The following is a 16,789-nucleotide window of genomic DNA, read 5'->3' on the forward strand; positions in this document are numbered from 1 at the left end:
TAGACTTGTGTCTTCCCTCCACGCCGAATCCCCGACAGGTCGGAGCTGTGGGCGTGAGTATTATTCGCAAGGGGGTCTTTCGGCGAAATTGCACAATGGTCGTAGGGAGGGAGTCACGGATTTCAACTAGTGTGGTGCGTGTTTTTGGGGCTCGGAGGAAACGATGCAGAAAGTTCTTGCAGGGCTTATCGTATTGGGGTGGTCCGCCTGTCTGCCGGCCAGCGCTGACCCACTAAGCGGAAAAAAGCAGGTATTTTTGATCGGCAATGGGGCGGGCAAAACGCTTGTCGGGAACATCAGCTTTAGCCCGGAAGGTACCTTTTCTGCTTACAAAATCGACCTTGCCATTGGACCGTTCACCGAACACTTCCTGTCCATGCGTCCGTTTCGATGCCTGGAAGGACCGGACAAACACTGGTGCCATGTCCCTTATCCCTACGCTCTGCAACGTAAGGTTTCTGTAGGTGATCTGACCGATCTAGAATACGACCTTTTGTTCATCCACAAAGGTGCAACCGAATACGGCATCAATATGTGGAACGGCGTTTACTATCAGCTCCGGATCGATGGTGATCGACTGGTCGGAGAGTTGCACGAAATGGATATGGGTCTGCTGGCGGTCCCGCCGGCTGAGGGTGAACTGAGGCCGGTCACAGATAAGGACATTCACCAAGCCGAACCGGACAGCCACTGGCTGCCGCGGCTTGTCATCGAATAGCTCTACTGAGCCGAGATATTGCCCAGATACGCCAAAATAAAGTCCTGAACCGTGCGATCTTCGATCCCGACATGGCGCATTTTTGTGCCAGGCATGAACCCGTCGTTATCTTCCATCCATGCCCGCAACGCTGCGGGCGTCCAGACGATCCCGGACCCGGCCAGTGCTTCGGAATACTCATACCCTTCGACGGTTCCGGCGGCCCGACCCAAGATATTGTCCAGTGGAGGCCCATAGCTGGGGTCGGTGGAATCAGGGGCGTGGCAGCGTCTGCATTCCGAGTAAAACAGCGTTTCTCCAGCTTCGACCTTGACCTTATCAAAAGTGCTTTCGGCAAAAACAGGATATGGTGAGACTGCAAATGCGGCCAAACCGAGGGAAAGGATGATGTGTTTCATGTGATCCTCCGACATTTGTGCAAGGATACATGCCGCACATCATTGGGCGGCTTGACTCACATCAAGAAATTCGCCGCCGAGCCTTATCCTTTGGTCGTAGAAATCTGACAAAAACGAGGATTCAGAATAGAGGCGCGTATTTCCACTCATCCGCATCAGGGGTTACTTCATTCGGGTCGTAGCCCGAGTCCTGCAAGCGTTTGGCGATTTTCAATCCGTCACGAGCAGCCGCGTCGACATAGGCGCGCCCGAGCCTTTCGTCTTTCACAACGCCATGTCCACGCAGCAGATTGAGACCGAAGTTGAACTTGCCCACCGGGTCCCCCAGGTCAGCCGCGCGTTTGTCCCATGCCGCAGCCGCGTCAGGGTCGTAGGGACCACCCAGCCCGTTATTGTCCAACTGACCCATCCACGTCATCGCGCCGGTATAACCTGCCTCAGCACAGGTTCTGAACAGGGTACGTGCCATATCATGACGGCCGGACTTCGTCATGTAATAGCCTGTCGCACAGGTTGTCATATCGGTGACGCCGTTTTCGATATTGCTCATGACTTTGCCCCACCCGGTGTCTTGCGGATTAAGCGTGCCGTATTCGTCCTCAACCGTCTGGGCTGAGACGGCCGTGGACAAAAGCAGTGCAACAGTGGCGGTGCGGAACATGATCAAACCCTCCATCTGGCCACCACAATAGCCGACCGGGTTCGGAAATTCACGCCTGCGATGGTCGTAGACGCGATAATCCTTTGAGCGCTTGATCCCGCGTGACGGGTCGTATCCCCACAGTGACCACCAAAGAAAAACTACTCCGGCAAAGATCTTCCCTTAAAACGCCTATGCATTGAATTGCCTTTAAGGGCGGCTCGACAGCATGGGTGAAGGGAAAGAACGCGCAGCTATCGCGCGATAAAACTGAACTTTCTGACATTTTCCAAAGTGCATTAACCGCGGAAGACAGACAGAACATCGGCAAGATGAGGAAGTTCATCACACCCGCGAAGTTTTCAAGCTGTTTGATAGCGAATGAACGCGCAAAGCTTCGCGAATGAGGATAGCGCGTAGTGCGATCAATCCGGCCTTCGTGTCGGCGCACCGATTTTCAACAGGACCCTTTGCTGCAACGGCATTCCTTTTTTGACCTCTTCACAGGCGTCTGCTGAGGAAGGCTGCCGCGATCCTGACCAGCGCCAGCCTCGGCTGCTATGTGATGTCAAAGCCAGCGATTTCGATCGATCCCTGCGTTGTAGTAAACAGCCGCGTGAGGAGGGAAAACCGTGTCGCCTTACCTGCACCGTTAGGCCCCTACAGCGCGTAAACCCGCCTTACGGGACGTGAATACTTACGTCTTCAAGCGCGTTTTTCACCAAAGGTGTAACTGACGTTTTGGACCGAAAGCCCTGTCACTTAATGGTTATTTCGAGTCGCTGTGTTTCCCCGGTGCTTCCCGGCACCTTCAGATGGTAACTGCCTGGCTTAAGCGCGACAAAGCCTATTTCCATCTCGCCTTCTTCGTCGAACTCGATGGAATCAAGTCCCAAAGGACGGATCTCCAGACCTTCGACGACGATTTCGTCGATCCAGATCGCCCGGAAGAATTCAGAGCCGGTGATCGCCAACTCCTGACTACCGTCACCGTGAATCTCGAATTCGTAATACGTGCCGGACTTCAATTCCCAAGGGGCATCAGCCAGAGGCACACCTGCAGACAGAGTAATTGGAGATAAGTCTTCTTTGTTTTTAGCTGAGAGAATGCCAGCCAGACCAAAGCCTTTGTCATCCTGGGCCAGCGCCAAATTGGGTAGCGCCACGGCCAGCACGGCAATTGAGCGGGCAAAATGCTTCATTTTCGGGTCTCCTGAAAGTGCTTAATTCGTCGGGCGGAAAGCTGCACCCCAAGGGAAGCGCCCGACCTTGATCGTTTTGATGGGTTCACGTTTGGCGACGTCTATAACGGTGACATCCCCGGACACGCCGTTTGTGGTGAACAAAAGCGACTTGTCCGCGTTGAATTCCATGTGCCAGACGCGGCGCCCGACCAGGATGTAATCTTCGACCTCGAAAGTTTCCGAGTTAACGGCAGCCACGTGGTTCGACGGACCCAGAGCAACAAAGGCGGTTTCATCCCCGTTCGATAATTCAAAGCCCACTGGCTGGACCCGATCAGGGTGGACACCATCCACCTTGAACTCGATTTTGGCCTTCTCGGCCTGTGTCGCCACATCAAAAACAGTGATTGTGCCGCCGATTTCAGAGCTGACCCAAAGCTCGGTTCCATCTTTGACGAATTCAGCGTGGCGAGGGCGTGAGTCGACCAGAGTGTTGGCGAACAACTCCTGTGTTTCGGTATCAATCCAATGAGCCATATTGGTGGTTTCGGACGTGGTGATGGCGATCTTTCCATCGGGTGAAACCGCCATTCCTTCCGGTTCGATGCCCACGTCAATCTGGGCAATCACGCTCCGCGACACCGTATCGACGACAGTTGTGATCGCGTCATCTTCGTTGGCTATGTACAGATGCTGATCATTGGGATGCAAAACGAACTGTTCCGGGTCTTCGCCCGACGGCAGATCATGAAGGATTTCTCCGGTTTCGGGGTCCATTACCTGCACCGAATCGCTGTCTGACGCACAGATGTAAAGAACGGAGTAGTCCTTGGAAAACGTGATCCCTCGTGGCCGTTCACCGGTTTCAAGGGTGCGGATCACTTCAAACGTTTCGATGTCGATCACACTGAGCGTGTCGTCTTTTTCGTTGCTTACCCAGATTTCATCTGCGGCTGCCGGAGCGCAAAGTGCTGTTGCAGCCAAAATGGTGGCTACCTTCATCTTCATTCCTCCTTAAAGGCCGTGCACTGGCTTTCGAGCTCATCAATGCCAAGCGTATCCAGTTCCGTTCGTTGGTGCAGGAATCCCTCGAGCGGTGCGAGGGCCACGACAGCCCGTTCTGTCACCAAAGGGATTGGTTGGCGCAACTGGCCATTCCAGGCACGAAAGTTCATCGCCCGGCCCTTGAAACCCGCCAATTCAAATCTATCCGACAGAATGTATTCCCGCAGAACAGCAGGATCGCCAGATTGTGTTCGGGTCACGGCCTCGCCCAATGACCGAAACGCAGCCCATGCCGCGTAGTCGATTGACCTCATCGGTCGTCCTGTTTGATCGGCGAACCGGCTCTGCAACTGAACTGCCCCCCATTGCTCGACCACGGGCGACCACGTCACCGGTCGCAACCCTTCCGAACCTGCAACCGGTCTTGGTTCCCACGTGTTGAACGGTATGTAACGGGCAAAGTCGTTCAGTTCATCAGCTACCAGCAAGACATCGTAATCCCCGAAATCCTGAGTAAAAATTGGAACTTCCTGGGCCGCATTACGTCTCAGGTCAGCATCAAAACGCCAGGTCTTTTCTGCACGAAGTTCCAGTCCGAACTTGGTCAGCGACTGTCTGAAGGCGTCTGCAAAGGCCACGTCCGACAAGTGCTCTCCGGTGATCAGAACCAGATCGTCCCAGCGTCTTTTGACCAAAAACTGTGCCAGTGCGTCCGTGCGCATCGCGTCAGACGGCATAGTGTGCAGCAGGTTGGCGCGGCAGGTGGTATCTCTTAAGTCGCGATCAGGTGCAGACGCGTTGAACAAGATGGCTTCGGCAGCCTCCGGAAGGTCAGCCACAGCCAGTTGCGCCCGCGCCGGAGCGTCCAAAATCAAGAAGTCTGTCTGGGACAGGGCCTGGCGCGCTGCGGCCAGCCAATCACCGTCTTGAGGGACCGTCATAACTGTCAGTTCGTATTTGTGACCCAGAAACTTGGCCGTCGTCAGATTGTCTGTCAGTGCCAGTTCCGCACCTGCCGCACCAAGGTCTTCAGGTATTTGATCAAGGTTGGACAAAACCGGTGGGCGCTCAACCTGTTGCTGCAGGTAGACAACAGAAACGGCAACCTCAGCCGCGGCCACCATTGGTAACAAAACAAGAGTTGCAAAGACGCGAAAAAACATGGCCGTGTTTGCTCCTCCTCCGATGCTGCTCCACTAAAATGGGTCCTTGGGTGGCATGCCATTCGACCTTAGTCGCAAGCATTGGCTCATCTGCAACCAAGGTCGAATTTCATGGCGTTTGTCCCTGGGCTATGACCGGGGTAAGCATCAGAAGGAGGAGACGATGCGTCTTGTTTTTTTTAACACAGCGCTGGCTGCCCTGACCGCAGGCGGTATGGCGTTTGCGCACGGAGATGTCGCCCCGCAACCTGTGAATACAGATGCCTTACCGGATGTGGGTGAGGAATGGTTGATCGAAAACCCCTATCGCGATCAGGGTGAGGACGTTTGGCAAGCCGCCATCGAAATAGGCGATTCCGGATACAATCAAAACTGCGCGCGCTGCCATGGGTTGGGCGTGGTTTCCGGCGGTTTGGCACCTGATCTGCGCTACCTCGAGGCTGAAGAATACGGCGACGAATGGTATATGGAGCGGTTCCGCGAAGGGTATACTCAGAACGGGATCACTAAGATGCCGGCCTTCGGAGAGTTATTGGGGCAAAAGGCCGCCTGGGCCATTCGCACCTATATCGAAACGCGACCCGATGACGGCGCGCTGGACGATCATAGTGACCGCCTGAAGGAAATCCGCGACCTGCTGGCCTCTATGGCCGATGGCGGTGAAGGCGATGCCGCTGCCCTTCAGTCTGAGCTCAACGAGATTGCAAGCACCATAGAAACAGGATCGGGTGCCCCTGTGGCTGACAGCGTGGCCTTCCGTGCCGCTGTTCTGATCTCGGGCGACAGTCCTGATTTCGCGGAAGCAGCAGAACAACTGACAATTGGATTGTCTGCCGCGCAATAGGGCGGCAGACTGAGGCACATGATCGGACGCTCACTTTTTCTCTCCCTGTTGGCTGCCACCCTTTCAACCGGGATGGCTATGGCCAGATGCGAGGATCATGTGCCTCAACCCAAACCACAAAACGCCAGCCGGGATATCGTTGGCGCCGATCTCGATACCATTGTCGAGCGTGGCTATATCGAATTCGCCGCCTATGACGATTTCCCACCATGGTCCTATGAGAAGGACGGCAGGATACAGGGCGTGGACATCGACATAGGCAGGTTGATTGCCGAGGAGCTGGATGTTGAAGCGCGTTTCAATCTGGTGGCTGCCGGAGATAACCTTGAGGCCGACCTACGCAACTGGATCTGGAAGGGACCCCTGATCAACGGGCGGGTCGCAAATGTGATGTTGCACGTTCCGTATGACAGCGAATTCGCCTGCCGGGTCGAACAGGTGGTTTTCACCGGGCAATACCATGACGAGGAAATCGCCATCGCATATAGCCGCGATGCCTATCCAGACGACCCGCCAGTTCCTGCGTATTTCCGGTTCGACACCGTCGCAGTAGAGAATGATTCGATTGCTGATTTCTATTTGTCGGCATTTCCTGGCGGTCAATTGGCCCAAAACTTGCGCAGATATCCTACCGCTGCTGAGGCAATGCAGGCGCTTGCCGTGGGCGAGACAATGGCGGCCATGGGACCACGTGCCCAACTTGAAGCCGGACTGACCCCAGCGCTGGACATCCATGCCCCACCCCTGCCCGGCTTCGCAGTCAGCTCATGGACCAGCGGTGTGGCAGTTCATTTCGCTTACCGCGGTCTCAGCTATGCTGTTGATGATGCCATCAATGCAGCGTTGCAGGACGGGCGCATCGCCGAAATCTTCGAACGTCATGGTCTTACGCATTTGCCCCCGGCGCTGCGGTGACTACACCCAAGGTCTTATAGGCATGGCGGTGAACACCGCGTAGCGTAACAAAAATTACTTGGAGAAGTGAAATGGAACTTAGTGACAGCCGCGTCATCGCCGCGCCGCGATCCAAGGTCTGGGACTCGCTTTTGTCGGCAGAGGTTCTGAAAGAATGCGTGCCGGGATGTCAGGAGATGACAGGCTCGGTCGAAGACGGGTTCGAGGCCACCGTCGTGCAAAAAGTAGGCCCGGTCAAAGCGACGTTCAAAGGCTCTGTGACCCTTTCTGATCTCGTGGCGCTTGAAAGCGTGAAGTTATCGGGTGAAGGTAAGGGAGGAGCCGCCGGATTTGCCAAGGGCGCGGCCGACGTCACGTTGTCGGATGTCCCGGAAGGTACGCTGCTGACCTACAAGGTTGATGCGCGCGTCGGCGGTAAACTGGCTCAGTTGGGGGGGCGAGTCATTGATGGGGTTGCCAGAAAAATGGCCGACCAGTTCTTTGAGAACTTCCAGAATGCGGTCGAACCTCAGGATGCACCCGAGCCCGAACCCTCGGATGAGGAAGAGGCCGGGGAAGAAAAGAAAGGTTGGTTCAAGCGCGTGTTAGGCGGTTGAACCTTTGGAATTCAGGGAGGAGAAAGTCATGAAGATTTCCATGACCGTGAACGGCAAAGCTGTGAGCGGAGAAGTCGAAGGCCGGACATTGCTGTCCGGTTTTCTGCGCGATCATCTGTCTTTGACGGGGACGCATGTAGGATGCGACACCGCGCAGTGTGGCGCATGCGTGGTACATGTGAATGGCGAGGCGGTGAAGTCGTGCAACATGCTGGCTGCTGAAGCAGATGGCGCTGATGTCGGAACTATTGAAGGTCAGGCATCGCCGGATGGTTCGCTGAACGTTATCCAACAGGCCTTTCAGGATCACCACGGCCTTCAGTGCGGATTCTGCACGCCGGGCATGGTGATGAGTGCGGCAGCGCTGCTGAAAGAGAACCCACGCCCGACCGAGGCCGAAATCCGGAAGTATCTGGAAGGCAATCTGTGCCGCTGCACAGGGTACCATAACATCGTCAAAGCAATCATGGCCGCATCCGGTCAGGACGTTGGCAGCATAGCTGCAGAATGATGCCGCTACGGGCGTGATCGTTACGCCCGTGGGATGAGTAAGGGATGCTACAGCATCCGTTTATGGGAGGAGAACAAGCAATGCCCAAAGACAGTGGCATCGGAGCCAGTTCCAAGCGGCGTGAAGACGTACGCTTTCTGACCGGAGCAGGCAATTACACCGACGACATCAACGTACATGGCCAGGCCTATGTACATTTTCTGCGGTCCGACATCGCACATGGCCGTATCAAATCCCTGGATACATCGGCAGCCGAAGGGATGCCGGGCGTGGTCAAGGTTTTTACCGGCAAGGATTTTGAAGGCGTGGGCGGGATGCCCTGCGGCTGGGAAGTGACCGACAAGCACGGCGCGCCGATGCAGGAGCCGCCTCACCCCATTCTGGCGCAGGGCAAAGTACGCCATGTGGGTGATCCCATTGCTGCCGTTGTGGCCGACAGTCTGGAACAGGCACGCGACGCGGCTGAGGCAATCGATGTGGACATCGAAGAGCTTCCTGCCGTGATCGACATGAAAGCCGCCGCGCAAGAGGGTGCGACGCTGGTCCATGACGATCTGAAGAACAACGTCTGCTATGACTGGCAGCTGGGTGAAGCGGACGACGCCAAGGTGAATGAGGTGTTTGCCAACGCGGCCCACGTCACCACTCTGGATCTGGTGAACAACCGGTTGGTTGCCAACCCGATGGAACCGCGCGTCGCTGTAGGCGAATACAAGCGTGGCACGGATGAATATACGCTGTTCACCACGTCGCAGAACCCGCATGTGATCCGCCTGCTGATGTGCGCCTTTGTTCTGGGCCTACCCGAGCACAAGGTGCGTGTAGTGGCCCCGGATGTGGGCGGTGGCTTTGGCACCAAGATCTTCCACTATGCGGAAGAGGCATTCTGCACCTTCGCTGCCAAGGCCTGCAATCGCCCGGTCAAATGGACATCGAGCCGGTCCGAGGCGTTCATGTCCGATGCCCATGGCCGTGACCATGTCAGCAAGATCGAGCTGGCACTGGATGCCGACAACAATTTCGTAGGGCTGCGCACCAACACATACGCTAATCTGGGTGCATACCTGTCGACATTCTCCAGTTCGGTTCCGACCTGGCTGCACGGCACGCTGATGGCAGGAAACTACAAGACGCCGGTCATTCAGGTGAACGTGAAGGCGATGTTTACCAATACGGTGCCGGTGGACGCCTATCGCGGTGCAGGCCGCCCCGAGGCGACGTACCAGCTGGAGCGAGTGGTCGATAAAGCCGCACGCGAACTGGGTGTCGATCCGATCGCTCTGCGTCGGCAGAACTTCATCACTCAGTTCCCCTACGACACGCCGGTAGCGCTGACCTACGACACCGGGGATTACAACGGAACGATGGACAAGCTTGAGGCCGCCGCCGATCTGGCAGGTTTTGCAGCGCGACGGGCGCAAAGCGAAGCCAAGGGCAAGCTTCGGGGCCTGGGCATCAACTGCTATATCGAGGCTTGCGGCATTGCGCCGTCGAACATCGTCGGCATGCTGGGGGCCCGGGCGGGTCTTTATGATGCCGCGACCGTTCGGGTGAACGCCACCGGTTCGATCAGCGTCATGGTCGGCGCGCACAGCCACGGTCAGGGCCATGAGACGGCCTTCCCGCAGGTTGTGGCAGACATGATCGGCATCGACGAATCGATGGTCGAGATCGTGCATGGCGATACGTCCAAGATTCCGTTTGGCATGGGCACCTATGGCTCGCGTTCGCTCGCGGTTTGTGGTTCGGCGATGGTCAAGGCGACCGAAAAGGTGATCGACAAGGCCAAAAAGATCGCCGCCCACCTGCTGGAAGCGTCCGAGGCAGATATCGAGCTGAAGGACGGTCAGTTCAGCGTTGCGGGTACTGATAAGTCAGTGGCCTGGGGTGATGTGACTCTGACGGCTTATGTCCCGCACAACTATCCGCTGGAGGTAGAGCCCGGGTTGGAAGAAACTGCTTTCTATGACCCGGCCAACTTTACCTTCCCATCCGGGGCATATGCCTGCGAAGTCGAGGTTGATCCCGAGACCGGCAAGGTCAGCATCGAAGCCTTCACAGCCGCAGATGACTTCGGCAACATCGTTAACCCGATGATCGTGGATGGTCAGGTGCACGGTGGTATCGGTCAGGGTATCGGTCAGGCGCTTATGGAAAACTGCGCCTACGATGAAAACGGTCAGCTTCTTAGCGCATCCTTCATGGACTACGCGATGCCGCGTGCGGATGACGTGCCATTCTACGGTGTCGATCATTCCAGCCAGACACCCTGTACGCACAACCCATTGGGCGTGAAGGGCTGCGGCGAAGCCGGCGCGATTGGCTCGCCACCTGCAGTGGTGAACGCGGTTCTTGATGCGCTGAACTCGGGGGGCAAGGCGGTGGACCACATCGACATGCCGGTAAGCCCGCCGCGCGTCTGGGCGGCGATGAACAGCTAAGAGGAGAGGGCGGACCGGGGGCCAGCCCCCGGACCCCCGAGATATTTTTAGCCAGATGAAGGGCGGATCCGCGCCTTTCGGAAAGGAAAAACGAAATGTACAGTTTCGAGTTTGAGAAACCCTCGACCATTGCTGATGCGGTTGCCGCACTGACGGCCGAAGATGCGCAGGCGTTGGGAGGCGGACAGACGCTGATCCCCACGTTGAAGCAACGGTTGGCGGCCCCCTCCAAGTTGGTGTCGATGAGCGGAATTCCCGAGATGCAAGGCGTTTGCGTCGAGGATGATGGATCGGTGTCGATCGGTGGGGCGACATCGCACGCCGTGGTGGCCCGCGAGGCTGCAGGAATGCATCCTGCGCTTGCCGCGCTGGCCGGTCAGATCGGCGATCCGGCGGTGCGCAATCGCGGGACCATTGGCGGTTCGGTTGCCAACAATGACCCTGCGGCCTGTTATCCTGCAGGCGTGTTGGGATCAGGGGCAACTGTTGTGACCAATACACGCCAGATCGCAGCCGATGACTATTTCCAGGGAATGTTCACGACCGCGCTGGATGAAGGAGAGATCATCACGTCGATCCGTTTCCCGGTACCGCAAGCGGCGAGCTATCAAAAGTTCCTGCAGCCGGCGTCGCGTTTTGCGCTTGTCGGGGTCTACCTGGCCCGCTTCGCAGACGGAGTACGCGTCGCTGTAACCGGCGCGAGCGAGGACGGAGTTTTCCGGTGGTCCGAGGCTGAACAGGCGCTGAACAAAGAATTTCGCCCTGATGCCCTTATGGACCTGCGCGTGAACCCAGCAAACATGATTGCGGATCTGCATGGGAGCAAAGAATACCGAGCACATCTCGTTTCGGTCCTGACCAAACGCGCGGTTGCAGACTGCCTATAATCCACTCTCAAAGAACTCGAAAAGCCTCGGTGTAATCCGGGGCTTTTTATCCTTGCAGCGTGACCACTTTTCCACTGGGGCGAACACAGATCGCGATGTAATCGCCGGCTGCTCGCGCGAGGGTCGCTGCAATTTCAGACTCTGAGGCGTAACAGAATGCTGTTGAAAGCGCATCTGCTGCCGCAGCATCCGGCGCCTGGATACTGACCGTTGACCAAAGCGGTGCGTATTCGCCCATCGGGTCGATGATGTGAGCGCCTCCAGACCGCAGGAGCATGACGCCGGGACTGGACGTAGCGATGGCGCGGTCTTTCAAATGCGTTACTTCGACAAGCCCGTGCACTGGATCCGAGACGCCCAGCAGCCACTGACGACCACTTGCAAAATACTCTCCGATATTGACCAGGACCTTTTCCCACCCGGCCTTGCGCAAGGCGTGTACGACCAGATCGGTGGCGAAACCTTGAGCGATTCCATTCAGGGTAAGCGCTTGACCTTGACCCAGCTGCACTCGGTTCTTGGATAGACGTACGCGATCCCATCCAATCAGCGCTCGAGCGTTTTGAACTTCTTTCACTGAAGTCGCTTGCCAAAGTGGCTGAACCGTCGGATCAAAGCGACCATTCGTGAGGTCGTAAGCCGCATTGCACGCTTGCAAGAGAGACACGAAAGCGGGATCGGGGCTTTTGAGATGCCCTGTTCGGTTGAGTTCAGATAGGGCGGAGTCCGGGCGGTACAGGCTGAACAACGTTTCGCATTTTTCCAAAATGGATCGCAGACTGGCAATGGCGTGTTTTGCCTCCACAGGGTCGGCATCCAGTGTCAGACCGATATCGGCCCCCATGGCGTAGCCCCGCCAACGGGTAGGCAGCGCATGAGATGGAGATGCCAATGCAGCAGCAGAAATGGCCAGAAAGCGGCGGCGATTGATCATTCGGCAGCGACCTCTCTTGTGCGACGACGAGCCGCGACGATCAGAGGAACACAGCGGTTGCGGTCATCGTGTATGGCGACGCAGTCGAGACACTGAAAACACTCATCATACTGGATTTGACCGGTTTGCTTGATCGCGCCATATTTACATTTGACCTTGCACAGCTGACAGGGTGACCCGCATTCGGCACGGCGCTCGATCCAGTCGCGGCCGCGAAGCAATCCGCCTAGCGCAAGGAACGCGCCCAAAGGGCAGACATATCGGCAAAAGCCCTTGAACAAAACCATACTCAATACCAGCCAGAAGACGGCGTAGGCGACATAATACCATTCCCGGACAAAGAATGTCGTGATTGCCGTTTTGAATGGCTCAACCTCTGCCGCTTTGTCGACCTGATCAGGCGCAGCAAGCACAACCACCAGCAACGCCATAAGAACCGCGTATTTTAGCCACTTCAAACGGTTGTCCCATTTTGGCGTCGGTTCGATTTGACGTATGCGCAGAGCTTTGCCGAGATGATGCGCGAATTCCTGAAGAGCGCCGAAAGGGCAGAGCCACCCGCAAAACAATCCCCTGCCCCATACGATCAGACCTGCAAGTGTCACCATCCAGATCAGCAACGAGAACGGATCATAGAGCAGGAAGGTAAAACTACCGCCGTCCAGGGTAGTGCGCAAAGCTCCTAAAACCGTGACGATCGACAATTGCCCCTGGCCCCACCAACCAACGAAGACCGTGACAAAGGCCAGAACAGCAAGACGTATGGGAGTAAACAGTGGCTGGGCGGCCAAAGCATTCATTCGCAGTGCCAAACCGGCCAACAGAACAGTCAGAAACAGGCTCAGAATGATCAGATCGGATTGGCGATTTCGCAGCGCTTCAAGCCAGGGCGGTGCCGGTGCAATCTGCTCTGGTCGATCAAAAAACCTCTCAGGAGTGACGTGTGCAACCTCCAAAGTGACAGAACCAGTTTCAGGCTGGAACATGCCATGTTCGCGAACCGAAAGAACCTTTAGCACCCATTCCCGGGAAGGGTCGAAGCCCAAGCGCCGGTCAGTGCGCAAGATCATGGCGACACCATCGGGTATGTCGTCGGCCAACTCGACCAACAGATCGGCGTCCCGTAGAGCGACAGGCAAACCGCCCTGTTCTGCCGAAATCCAGTCGGGTGATGTATTGCGGACGAAATCTTCGCTGACCAAACCATGGCGTGCTGTTTCGATCACAAGGATCGGTTCGTCATTGTCCGAAATTTCCATGAAGCGCTGTAACTCTTCATAGCTGTCTTGGGACAAGACAGCGCGAGCGATGGACTTCGGACCCACATCTACAACCCAGAGGTCCAGATAAGGGTCGTCGGGGTTGTCCTGCGCCTCGGGATCGTCATCTTCCCACAGGGTGCCATCGAACAGAACGTCAACTTCCGCATTGGTGTAAACCTTGCGTGTAGCGATGCCTTGACCGACCAGATCCTGCCAGTTGAGTTCCTCTTCATAATCTGGATTCGGAAATGCAGGCGGTGCGCTTGCCAATCCCTGCATTTTCTCGCGCGCGACGGCCAAAGCCGCGCCCATGACGGTTTCATGCGCGATCCGCACACTTGCTGTCGCCTTTGTAACCCCGTCCAAATAAACCAATGAGGATCCGCGTGCTGCATCGCCGTACGGGTTTCCGACAACGATCGAATCCGATATCGAAAGGCCCCCATATTGTTCGAAAAATTTATGGAACGGGGCCTCTCCCAGCCCTGAGACAAATATCGGCTCGTTATGTTCGATCAACTGCACGTCCAGAAAACGCCCTTCAAGATCCAGCACGATCAGAATATTGATCGGCGCGCCGGAAAAACCGGGTAGCGGTACTAAAGGTTCCGATTCAAAGACATATCCCGCTTCGGCCCCGCCGGAGTTCAGCAGGCTGTAGACGCCGTTTTCGTTCAACGCCTCTCCCAAGGAGAACGGCGCACGGATGTAGGGCTCTATATCTTCACGCGACAATGGTTCGGCCAAAACCGCCAGGCTGCTGAACAGCAGCATCAGACTTCCCAGGAGCACGCGCATGGTCTAAAGACTAACTTTCCGTCCTGCAATGGGACATTCGACGAAAGTCCTAAGTGCCTGCGCGGCCACCCTCGGGCAGCCCTGCGTTCAATGCTGGCCGTTAAAGCGATTGGTTACCGCAGCCCTGCCAAAGTTGCGAGCACAAGGAACCCGACTTCAGCAGGTGTTTCCGGCCCCGGTCGGCAAAAAAGTCACCAGGGCACCAAGAGCTAACAAAAGCTCCGGATATGCAGCTGTCCGATGAAGAGCTGAACTTGGTTCACAGCTCAGTCCAGCACATCTTCGACCTAGGGGTGATATTGGGTTTTTCACTTAAAAGGCTACGCTCTGCCAAAAAAGAACAGGCCGCCCGGTTAGGACGGCCTGACCCGGTTTTTCTTAAGCCTATGCTTACTCGGCTGCCTGCGTGCTGCTGGCAGAGTGCTTGTCACGCTGACTGTCGCGGAACAGCGCTTTGGCCAGCGATACGCACATCAGGCCCATCACCATTGTGAACGGAAGCGCACCGATGATCATGGCATTGCGCAGCGCGTCCATCGGGTTGTTTTCACCCGCCGCCAGGATCAGCGCGCCGATCACTGCCGTCAGGATCACACCCCAGATGATGCGGTGCTTGACACCGGTTTCCTGGCTACCACCCGACATGATGGTGTTCATGACCAGAATGCCCGAGTCCGCCGACGTCACCAGGAAGGTCATGATCAGGATCACGCACATGACGTTCAGCATGGACAGCAGCCCACCATCGATCATGTAGGACAGGGTTACGAACAGCTTGTTGGTGTTCGATGCACCGATGATCGCTCCTTCCGCCGCGCCTGCTAGTTCCAGATCGATCGCAGTGCCGCCCAGAACGGTCATCCAGGCAAAGCACACCAGCGCAGGTGCGAACACGCAGCCCAGGATGAACTCGCGAACGCTGCGACCCTTGGAGATGCGCGCCAGAAACAGACCCACGAAGGGCGAGAATGCGATCCACCATGCCCAGTAGAAGGTGGTCCAGCCTGCCTGCCAGCCAAACTGACGTCCTTGCTCACCCGCAGCATATGCCGCGGCCAAGGTTGCTTCGTCCAACTCGGCTGCCGCACCTTCCAGACCGCTTTTGAAGCCGTCAAAACTGCCCCATGCGTTGGTTGCGCCCCCCATCAGGTCTGCGGCGTGTGCTTGCGCTTCAGCCGGCAGGGCCGATGCGAATGCTTCGGCCGACAGCGGGCCATAGGCATTAAAGCTGAGCGACAGGAACTGCAGTATATAATCGACCATCGCAGTTCCGTAGGTGGTCAAGGCAAAGACAAACGAACCGAAGACCACGAAAGTGCCCAGCAAGATGATCGACAGCACCAAGTTCAGGTTCGACAGGTACTTAACACCACGGCCGACACCGGAAACAGCCGAAATGATCGACAGGCACATGATGACCACCAAACCTGAGATCAGACCAACCTTGCTGGGGGTCGGCACCTCTCCGCCCAGATCCATGATCCACTGGATACCAGTGATGGCATAGAGGCCGTCGATGAACTGGCTGACGCCAAAACCGATGGTTACGGACACGCCGAGGATCGTTGCAACAACGCCCAAAACGTCGACCACATGGCCGAAAAAGCCGTTGACGAAGCGACCAAACAGCGGAGTCAACGCCGAGCGGATCGTCAGCGGCATGTCGCGTGTATAAGCGTAGTAGGCCAGCGACAGACCAGTCACCACGTAGATTGCCCAGGCGTGGAAGCCATAATGCAGGAAAGTGAAACGGTAGGCCGATTGCAGTGCTTCGGGCGTGTTACCTTCGACATCACCAGAAACGACAACCGGATTCGAGCCCCAAAGACCCAGCGGTTCTGCTGTCGCAAAGACCATGAGACCGACACCCAGACCGGCACCGAACATCATAGAAAACCATGAGAAGTTGGAGAACTCAGGCTTTTCCCCTGGCGTTCCCATGACCCGACGACCCGTGGAAGGAATAATCGCAACAACGGCAAGGAAAAGGAAGAAAAACCCGACAATGATGATGTAGAAGCTGTTGAAGACTTCAAGCAACTGGCTGTTCAGGCTTCCCAGTGTGCTGTTTGCATTCGCAGGGAAAACCAGGGCCCAAAGGACCAGCCCGACCATGATGGCCTTACTGATCAGGGCAATTGGGACGCTGTAGTTTTCATAGAATCCGGAATTAGCCGTTTCTATTTCAACGTCCGTGAAAGGTTCAGGTATCGACATATCGCGCGTTCCTCCTTGAGTGTCGTTTTTTGTTCTTTAGAAAATAGTGCTGGAAGACACCGCGCTGCACGGTGTGGACCATCATGCACGATGCACAAACTGATGATGAGTTGTGTTCAGCCCAGGTGTGGGCTTGCAGTAAAAACGCGTGCTCCCATTACGTTCCTTACTGCAGATCTCCTCCCGATTATTCGCTGCCAGCCGACATCCCTGGTCCTAGTGATAAGTCAGCATGTCTTTAAACATGATCGCAGCGTCGTAAGTGGTTATTGGGCT

Annotated in this window: 15 protein-coding genes and 1 pseudogene; 7 read left to right on the top strand and 9 right to left on the bottom strand. The window is 56.3% G+C overall.

What is annotated here, in order from left to right; translation table 11 throughout:
* Nucleotides 1-163 precede the first annotated feature (163 nt).
* Nucleotides 164-718: a hypothetical protein gene (locus D1823_RS19985; RefSeq protein WP_117873365.1), complete on the top strand. Its 555-nt coding sequence runs from the start codon at nt 164-166 to the stop codon at nt 716-718.
* A 2-nt stretch (nt 719-720) separates the two neighbouring features.
* On the opposite strand, the gene D1823_RS19990 is transcribed toward D1823_RS19985, so the two are convergent.
* The 6 genes and pseudogenes from D1823_RS19990 to D1823_RS20015 all read right to left on the bottom strand — a co-directional run bounded on the left by D1823_RS19990 (nt 721) and on the right by D1823_RS20015 (nt 5,108).
* Nucleotides 721-1,116 (bottom strand): cytochrome c family protein, encoded by a 396-nt coding sequence (locus tag D1823_RS19990; RefSeq protein ID WP_117873367.1) that lies wholly within the window; start codon nt 1,114-1,116, stop codon nt 721-723.
* Nucleotides 1,117-1,237: 121 nt separating this feature from the next.
* The gene (locus D1823_RS19995; RefSeq protein WP_117874053.1) at nt 1,238-1,777 is read right to left on the bottom strand and encodes a sel1 repeat family protein; all 540 of its coding nucleotides are present in this window, start codon (nt 1,775-1,777) and stop codon (nt 1,238-1,240) included.
* A gap of 537 nt (nt 1,778-2,314) precedes the next feature.
* Nucleotides 2,315-2,371, bottom strand: a pseudogene (locus tag D1823_RS22340) (hypothetical protein); the annotation flags it as partial.
* Between the two features lie 143 nt (nt 2,372-2,514).
* On the bottom strand, nt 2,515-2,958 hold the full coding sequence (locus D1823_RS20005) for a hypothetical protein (protein WP_117873369.1): 444 nt from the start codon (nt 2,956-2,958) through the stop codon (nt 2,515-2,517).
* Nucleotides 2,959-2,979: 21 nt separating this feature from the next.
* On the bottom strand, nt 2,980-3,942 hold the full coding sequence (locus D1823_RS20010) for a YVTN family beta-propeller repeat protein (RefSeq protein ID WP_117873371.1): 963 nt from the start codon (nt 3,940-3,942) through the stop codon (nt 2,980-2,982).
* A gap of 2 nt (nt 3,943-3,944) precedes the next feature.
* Entirely contained in the window at nt 3,945-5,108 is a 1,164-nt protein-coding gene (locus tag D1823_RS20015) for an ABC transporter substrate-binding protein (protein WP_117873373.1), read from the bottom strand.
* 163 nt (nt 5,109-5,271) lie between these two features.
* Here D1823_RS20015 and pedF point away from each other — a divergent pair, with 163 nt between their 5' ends.
* From pedF to D1823_RS20045, 6 genes are all read left to right on the top strand, one after another.
* Nucleotides 5,272-5,952, top strand: coding sequence for a cytochrome c-550 PedF (gene pedF / locus D1823_RS20020; protein WP_117873375.1), 681 nt, complete (start codon nt 5,272-5,274; stop codon nt 5,950-5,952).
* A 78-nt stretch (nt 5,953-6,030) separates the two neighbouring features.
* On the top strand, nt 6,031-6,867 hold the full coding sequence (locus D1823_RS20025; RefSeq protein ID WP_254683880.1) for an ABC transporter substrate-binding protein: 837 nt from the start codon (nt 6,031-6,033) through the stop codon (nt 6,865-6,867).
* 71 nt (nt 6,868-6,938) lie between these two features.
* Entirely contained in the window at nt 6,939-7,463 is a 525-nt protein-coding gene (locus tag D1823_RS20030; protein WP_117873379.1) for a CoxG family protein, read from the top strand.
* 28 nt (nt 7,464-7,491) lie between these two features.
* Nucleotides 7,492-7,974, top strand: coding sequence for a (2Fe-2S)-binding protein (locus D1823_RS20035; protein ID WP_117873381.1), 483 nt, complete (start codon nt 7,492-7,494; stop codon nt 7,972-7,974).
* Between the two features lie 80 nt (nt 7,975-8,054).
* The gene (locus D1823_RS20040) at nt 8,055-10,415 is read left to right on the top strand and encodes a xanthine dehydrogenase family protein molybdopterin-binding subunit (RefSeq protein ID WP_117873383.1); all 2,361 of its coding nucleotides are present in this window, start codon (nt 8,055-8,057) and stop codon (nt 10,413-10,415) included.
* Nucleotides 10,416-10,510: 95 nt separating this feature from the next.
* Complete coding sequence (locus D1823_RS20045; RefSeq protein WP_117873385.1) at nt 10,511-11,302, top strand: xanthine dehydrogenase family protein subunit M; 792 nt, start codon at nt 10,511-10,513, stop codon at nt 11,300-11,302.
* A 46-nt stretch (nt 11,303-11,348) separates the two neighbouring features.
* Here D1823_RS20045 and D1823_RS20050 read toward each other — a convergent pair whose 3' ends face one another.
* From D1823_RS20050 to D1823_RS20060, 3 genes are all read right to left on the bottom strand, one after another.
* Nucleotides 11,349-12,236 carry an FAD:protein FMN transferase gene (locus D1823_RS20050; RefSeq protein ID WP_117873387.1) on the bottom strand — a complete coding sequence of 296 codons (888 nt, stop codon included), beginning with the start codon at nt 12,234-12,236 and terminating at the stop codon, nt 11,349-11,351.
* Nucleotides 12,233-14,272 (bottom strand): 4Fe-4S binding protein, encoded by a 2,040-nt coding sequence (locus D1823_RS20055; RefSeq protein WP_254683881.1) that lies wholly within the window; start codon nt 14,270-14,272, stop codon nt 12,233-12,235. Before D1823_RS20055 ends, D1823_RS20050 begins: the two co-directional genes overlap by 4 nt.
* 414 nt (nt 14,273-14,686) lie before the next feature.
* Nucleotides 14,687-16,513 carry a BCCT family transporter gene (locus D1823_RS20060; protein WP_117873391.1) on the bottom strand — a complete coding sequence of 609 codons (1,827 nt, stop codon included), beginning with the start codon at nt 16,511-16,513 and terminating at the stop codon, nt 14,687-14,689.
* Nucleotides 16,514-16,789 lie beyond the last annotated feature (276 nt).

Source organism: Ruegeria sp. AD91A, assembly GCF_003443535.1.
GTDB lineage: Bacteria > Pseudomonadota > Alphaproteobacteria > Rhodobacterales > Rhodobacteraceae > Ruegeria.